Origin of the sequence: uncultured Blautia sp., assembly GCF_902497045.1 — a bacterium.
Classification (GTDB): domain Bacteria; phylum Bacillota; class Clostridia; order Lachnospirales; family Lachnospiraceae; genus Blautia_A.
The window spans coordinates 1-6,625 of the sequence record NZ_CABVDF010000160.1 but is presented as its reverse complement, the minus strand read 5'-3'; the positions used below and the strand labels follow the sequence as shown (position 1 = coordinate 6,625).

Genomic DNA, 6,625 nt, shown 5'->3' with positions numbered 1-6,625 from the left:
GCAAAAGCTTCCTTTACTTTTTTTGCATTCTCACGAATGCCTTTTTCATCATATAAATGAAACGGTGTCGGGTATGTTTTAACGATCTCCTCCACCTGACTCTTTGTTACAAACGGCTTTTTCTCCATAATCTGGCTCCTTTATCTACACTTTTTCGTCTGATGTTATGCTACAACAACTCTTTTACAAATTCAAGCAATTTTCGCCTTTTCCTTTTATTTTTCCACAGATTATGATATGATATGCATGATCGAATGTTAGATTAAGCGAACGAAAGATGAGGAACATCATGGGTGTAACAGTTTTACCTTATATTGATCAGACACAGACAGCCAGGTTGCAGGAAGCAGCTTCTGCCAATATACAGACACCGAAAAATACGGATGAAGCCGTCACCACATTTAAGGAATGTCTGGCTTCCGCTGAGCGCAGCGTACAGGCCATGGCAGTGGACGCACTGCTTGCCGCCAGCAACAGTGGTGCCGTTTCCCTGGATACGGTACAGCAGATCCTTGGATTTACCCCGCAGACCGATGCACCGGTTGATACGTCTCCGGTCACGGATACCCCGGCAATTTCCAGTTCTTCTGCAACAAATAGTACCACCTCCTCCGGCAGTGTTTCTTCTCCGGAGAACCTCGAAGAATATTTCAAAGAAGCTTCTGAAACATACGGTGTGGATATCAACCTGCTCAAATCCATTGCCAAGCAGGAATCCAATTTCAATCCATCCGCAACCAGCTCTGCCGGTGCCATGGGTGTCATGCAGCTGATGCCGTCCACCGCAAAAGGACTTGGTGTCACAAATGCATACGATGCACAGCAAAATATTATGGGTGGTGCCAAACTGATGGCGCAGAACTTAAAGAAATACAACGGAGATGTTTCCCTTGCGCTTGCCGCATACAATGCCGGTGGTGGAAATGTCGACAAGTACGGTGGTATTCCACCGTTTAAGGAAACACAGAATTATGTCAAAAAAGTGCTTGGTTATTATCAGAATTCCAACGCTTAATTTCTAAAAAGAACCCGTGAAGATGAACAGTCTGCTGTTCATCTTCACGGGTTTTTTACTGTCTAAAGAAAATTTGATTATAATTTGAATCTGGAAAGAAGATCTCCAAGACTTGTTCCGGCCGTTTCATTTGAGCTGTACTCGATTGCCTCTGCCTCTTCTTCCTCCTGCGGCTTTTCCATAATATCTTCCAGCGCTTTCATGCTCAGGCTGACTTTTCCATCGTTGGTATTTAAAATCTTCGCCTTTACTTTCTGTCCCTCTTTTAAAACTTCATGAACGGAAGAGATCCGCTTCTGGCTGATCTGTGAAATATGAACCAGACCGCTGATGCCATTCCCGATATTGATGAATGCTCCGTATGGCATAATGGATTCTACGGTTCCCTCTACCACAGATCCAGGCACAAGCATGGCAATCCGGTGATTTCTTTCGTCCTCGCGCTCCTGTCTTGCCACAACTTTTCCGGACAATACCAGTTTATTCTTCTCAGGATCTACGGTAATCACAACGACACGCACATCTTTTCCGATCCATGCATCCGTGTCTTCCACATAATCTGCGGACAACTGGGATGCCGGAATGAATGCACGGATTCCTTCTAAGAATGCAACCACACCACTCGGCACACTCTCTTTGATCCGGACAGTCACAACCGTCTGCTGCTCCATCATCTCCCGGAGTTTATCCCAGGCAAGCACTTCGTTTGCTTCCTTTTTCGACAATTCGATGTTTCCGTGTCCGTCATCTGTACGCACAACCGTTGCCTCGATGATGTCTCCCGGCTGTAATTCTTCCTTCGCATGAAAATCCGGATCATTGCTCAGATTTTCAATTTTGATAATTCCCGGTGCATAATAATTCAGGTCAAGTGTCACTTCTTCATCGGTTACTGCTACCACAGCTCCACTGACAATATCTCCTTCGTTAATCGTGCGGAAAGAACGTTCCAGCTCCTTTTCATAATCCTTCATTGATTCCATCTGAAAAACCTCCTTTAAAATATCTGAAAAATTGCAAAACGGCAGAACCCCAAAGGATTCCACCGTTTTATGAAGCGAGCTGATGACGGGAATTGAACCCGTGACCCCTTCCTTACCAAGGAAGTGCTCTACCTCTGAGCCACATCAGCACTTGTGTGCTGTGCAGTATTTCTGCCGCTCACAGTTGATAATATTAACAGATAAACAGAGAGTTGTCAACAATTTATTTTAACTTTTTTAAAAAGATTTTCGGGGGTTATTTGTGGATTTTTCCAGTTGCGGCAATTTTTATCACAGGTTATACTAAGATAATAGAACAACTACTATAAAGGAAAAGCAGTGTTATGAAAAAAATAATTTTGGCTTCTGCATCGCCAAGGAGAAAGGAGCTTCTTCTGAATGCGGGAGTACAGTTTGAAATCCGTCCGGGGAACGGAGAGGAATATATTACCAGTCATAAACCGGAGGAAGTTGTGAAGGAGCTTTCAGAGCAGAAGGCTCTGTCAGCCGTATTTCCGACGGAAGAGGGAACCGTAATCATTGGTTCTGATACGATTGTGTCTTTTGAAGGAAAAATTTTAGGAAAACCTTCTGATGAAGAGGATGCAGTACAAACACTTTTAATGCTTCAGGGAAACACACATCAGGTCTACACAGGAGTAACTGTCCTGGAATATAAAGCCGGATGTTGGGAAAAACATGTTTTTGCGGAATGTACGGATGTTACTTTCTATCCGGTAAGTGAAAAAGAGATCAGAGATTATGTAAAAACAGGCGAACCGATGGATAAGGCGGGAAGTTATGGCATCCAGGGACTGTTTGGGATTTATGTAAAAAGCATATCGGGAGAATATTCGAATGTAGTAGGTCTTCCGGTAGGCAGGCTTTTTTATGAAACAAAGAAACATGGGATTGAATTGAGGTGACAGAAGATGATCAAAGCATGTATTTTTGATCTTGACGGTACATTGGCGAACACTCTGGAATCTATGGCATCAGTGGCAAATGAACTGATGAAAGAACTGGGGTTAAAAGAAATGCCGGTAGACAATTTTAAATATTATTGCGGAGAAGGAGCAGATATGCTGGTTCGCCGGTGCCTGAAAGATGCAGGTGATCCGGAACTGGTTTATTATGAAAAGGCTCGTCAGATATACAGAAAGAGATTTGATGCAGATCCTTTGTATAAAGTAAGAGTTTATCAGGGGATTCCGGAACTTCTGGCAGAATTGAGAAAAAAAGGTGTGCTTCTTGCCGTATGCTCAAATAAACCTCATGATGCGGCAGTAAAAGTTGTAAAAGTTCTGTTTGGCGATGAATTTGATTTTGTGATAGGGCAAAGTGAGGCAATAAGGAGAAAACCTGCACCAGATGCGCCATTAAAAGCAGCTGAGGAACTGAAGGTATTACCGGAGGAGTGCTTGTATATCGGAGATACAGGTACGGACATGGAAACAGGAAAGGCTGCTGCTATGCATACGATTGGTGTTCTTTGGGGCTTTCGTAACAGGGAAGAACTGGAAAAAAAAGGTGCCGGGTGGATCGCAGAAAAGCCAGATGATATACGAAAAATTTACGAGGAGTTTTATCATGATTAAATTAGTTGCAAGTGATCTGGATGGAACGCTTCTTTTGAACGGGGCTCAGAAGCTTCCGGAAAAAATATTTCCGCTGATCAGAGAACTGAAAAAAATGGGAATTCTTTTTGTGGCTGCCAGTGGAAGACAATATCCAAATATGAGAAGACTGTTTGATCCGGTGGCAGAAGATATGGCATTTATCTGCGAAAACGGAGCTCTTGCTGTGGACCATGAGAAGGTGCTTTATCAGGATAATTTTGAACCGGATCTGGCAAGAGAGATTGTGGAGGCGATAGATGAAAAAGAAGGGGCGGAATTTTCATGTGCTACAAGAGAATTTTATTATATCCGTCCAAAAACACAGCATTATCTTGATTTGATGACGAAAGTGGTCAGAACTACAAGCAAGATAGTAAAAAGTCTCGATGAGATTACTGAGCCATGCATGAAACTTGCGGTATATGAACCGGGAGGCGTTCGGGAGGATTCTATTAAATATTGGAAAGAAAGATTTTCGGACAGGTGTACGGTAGTAACCTCCGGTATAGAGTGGGTGGATTTTATTCCTTTTGGAACAAATAAGGCCAGGGGGCTTTTAGAATATCAGAAACGTCTGGGAATCCGTCCTGAGGAATGTATGGCTTTTGGTGATGAATATAATGACATAGAAATGCTGAAAAGTGTTCCCTGGGGATTTGCGATGGCACATTCCAAACAGGGAGTAAGAGATGCGGCAGCCTACACAGCAGAACGTGTAGAGCCGATTTTAGAGAAACTGATCCGTGCAAAAGGAAATATAGAGGAGGTATTATAAATATGTATACAAAAGAAAGTGTTGAAACATTTCTGAAAAATCAGGGAAGGCTGTATGATGAGCCGGTTGCAGATTCTTATGAGGAAGCGGAAGAGTTTCTGGAGGACTGCATGGCAGTAGAAGTAAAAACTCTGAAAGAAGTGCGCCGTTATCTGGATGAAGCCGGAGCTGATGTGGAAGGAATGTCAAATGAGGAGCTTTTGGAGGCATGTGAGGTGTTTGCGCTTCCGTCAGGTGGATTTTTGATCGTAGAAGGATGATAAGATAAAAAAGGGAGAACTTTAAGAAAGAACGCTGGGAAAAGAGGCTGATCATGGTTAGGATCCGGAGTTTAAAGAATCAGCTGAAAATGACAGAGTTCTTTCTTTTTTTGAAATATTTTGTCTGATAGGTGAAATATATGGTATAATAGAGAAAACAGCAGAAGTTCTGCTTGTATGGAGGAACAGAAGATATGTTGGAATTAAAAAATATCAGCTTCCAGGTACCTGACGAAAAGGTCAGAAATGCAAAAGAGATTGGAATTTTAAATGATGTCAGCTTTACTCTGGAAGATAATAAGTTTGTTGTGATCACCGGCCCCAATGGAGGTGGAAAATCTACTCTTGCAAAAATTATTGCGGGAATCGAGAAGCCTACATCAGGACAGATACTCTGGGATGGACAGGACATTACAGATATGGGTATCACAGACAGGGCTAAGCTTGGTATCAGCTATGCGTTTCAGCAGCCGGTAAGGTTTAAGGGGGTTACCGTTTTTGATCTTCTTCGTCTTGCAGCCGGAAAAGATATTTCCGTTGCCGGCGCCTGTGAATATCTTTCAAAGGTAGGGCTTTGTGCCAAGGATTATATTAAGAGAGAGGTTAACAGCAGTCTGTCAGGAGGAGAGATCAAAAGAATCGAAATTGCTACGATCCTGGCGAGAAAAACAAAAGTTTCTGTGTTTGATGAGCCTGAGGCCGGAATTGATCTTTGGAGCTTTCAAAATCTGATCCAGGTATTTGAAGAAATGCATCAGCAGCTTCACGGTTCTATTCTTATCATTTCGCATCAGGAAAGAATTCTGAACATTGCAGATGAGATCCTGCTTATTGCAGATGGAAAGCTTGTTAAAAAGGGTACAAAAGATGAAATCCTGCCGGAACTGCTGGGAACAGCCAATGCGGCAGTATCCTGTGATAAAGCGGTTAATCGTTAAGGAGGAGTGAAGAAATGGACGCAATACAGAGAGAACTGCTGGTACAAGTGGCAGATCTTCATGAAATACCTGTAGGAGCCTATAATATCCGGGCAAATGGAAGCAGTGTGGACAGAAAAAGTACCGGAAATATAGAAATTATTAATAAAGAGGACAAAAGTGGAATTGAGATCCATATTAAACCGGGAACAAAAAGAGAAAGTGTTCATATTCCTGTGATCATGAGTCAGTCTGGTCTGGAAGAAGTTGTTTATAATGATTTTTATATAGGAGAAAACGCAGATGTAACGATCATTGCAGGCTGTGGTATCCATAATGGAGGAGATGCATCCACCAGACATGACGGGATCCATCGCTTTTTTATAGAAAAAAATGCTCATGTAAAATATATTGAAAAGCATTATGGAAGTGGTGACGGAAAAGGGGAACGGATCATGAATCCGGTAACAGAGATCCATATGGATGAGGACAGCTTTATGGAAATGGATACGGTCCAGATTAAAGGAGTAGATTCTACAAAAAGAGAGAATAAGGCCTGGCTTAAGGAAGGTGCCAAACTTATTGTTATGGAACGCCTTATGACCCATGGCAGACAAAGAGCAGAAAGTTATTTTGACGTTCAGCTGGACGGAGAGGATTCTTCCGCAAATATTATTTCAAGGTCTGTTGCCCGAAATGATTCGTTTCAGCTGTTTCAGGCGGATCTTTGTGGAAATAACCGCTGCAGCGGACATACCGAATGTGATGCCATCATCATGGAGAATGCGAAGATCAGTGCAGTTCCTGAGCTGACTGCCAACCATGTGGATGCAGCGTTGATCCATGAAGCAGCCATAGGAAAGATCGCAGGCGAGCAGCTTATCAAACTGATGACTCTTGGCCTTACTGAGGCAGAGGCTGAAGAACAGATCATCAGCGGGTTTTTGAAATAATCAGTTGAAAAGCAGATTCTCTGATATTGTGAGAATTTGCTTTTTTAATTGTTAGGGCAAGGCCCTGTTTTACATTGTGAAGTTTTTCGTTGATCCGAAAAAC

The 6,625-nt window shown here is 42.6% G+C and carries 7 protein-coding genes, 1 tRNA gene and 2 pseudogenes; 7 read left to right on the top strand and 3 right to left on the bottom strand.

The genetic code is table 11. From position 1 onward, the window contains the following. Positions 1–128, bottom strand: a pseudogene (locus RDS42_RS14950) (diaminopimelate decarboxylase); the annotation flags it as partial. 479 nt (positions 129–607) lie between these two features. Between RDS42_RS14950 and RDS42_RS14945 the strand changes: the two are divergent. Further along, a pseudogene (locus RDS42_RS14945) lies at positions 608–985 on the top strand (lytic transglycosylase domain-containing protein); the annotation flags it as partial. 107 nt (positions 986–1,092) lie between these two features. Here RDS42_RS14945 and RDS42_RS10945 read toward each other — a convergent pair. Further along, positions 1,093–1,998 carry a S1 RNA-binding domain-containing protein gene (locus RDS42_RS10945; protein ID WP_227249731.1) on the bottom strand — a complete coding sequence of 302 codons (906 nt, stop codon included), beginning with the start codon at positions 1,996–1,998 and terminating at the stop codon, positions 1,093–1,095. Between the two features lie 77 nt (positions 1,999–2,075). Beyond that, a tRNA-Thr gene (locus tag RDS42_RS10940) sits at positions 2,076–2,147 on the bottom strand. Positions 2,148–2,342: 195 nt separating this feature from the next. Between RDS42_RS10940 and RDS42_RS10935 the strand changes: the two genes are divergently transcribed. The 6 genes from RDS42_RS10935 to RDS42_RS10910 all read left to right on the top strand — a co-directional run bounded on the left by RDS42_RS10935 (position 2,343) and on the right by RDS42_RS10910 (position 6,522). Then, positions 2,343–2,924, top strand: a complete 582-nt coding sequence (locus RDS42_RS10935; RefSeq protein ID WP_308783696.1) for a Maf family protein — start codon at positions 2,343–2,345, stop codon at positions 2,922–2,924. A 6-nt stretch (positions 2,925–2,930) separates the two neighbouring features. Next, positions 2,931–3,596, top strand: coding sequence for an HAD family hydrolase (locus tag RDS42_RS10930; protein ID WP_308783695.1), 666 nt, complete (start codon positions 2,931–2,933; stop codon positions 3,594–3,596). Further along, a complete protein-coding gene (locus RDS42_RS10925; protein WP_308783694.1) occupies positions 3,589–4,392 on the top strand; it encodes an HAD family hydrolase in 804 nt (267 codons plus the stop codon). Before RDS42_RS10930 ends, RDS42_RS10925 begins: the two co-directional genes overlap by 8 nt. Continuing rightward, positions 4,389–4,652 (top strand): glyoxalase, encoded by a 264-nt coding sequence (locus tag RDS42_RS10920; protein ID WP_334307440.1) that lies wholly within the window; start codon positions 4,389–4,391, stop codon positions 4,650–4,652. The genes RDS42_RS10925 and RDS42_RS10920 overlap by 4 nt, the downstream gene beginning before the upstream one ends. Positions 4,653–4,846: 194 nt before the next feature. After that, positions 4,847–5,590, top strand: a complete 744-nt coding sequence (locus RDS42_RS10915; RefSeq protein ID WP_308783693.1) for an ATP-binding cassette domain-containing protein — start codon at positions 4,847–4,849, stop codon at positions 5,588–5,590. A 14-nt stretch (positions 5,591–5,604) separates the two neighbouring features. Next, a complete protein-coding gene (locus RDS42_RS10910; protein ID WP_308783692.1) occupies positions 5,605–6,522 on the top strand; it encodes a SufD family Fe-S cluster assembly protein in 918 nt (305 codons plus the stop codon). The last annotated feature ends 103 nt before the right edge of the window (positions 6,523–6,625 follow it).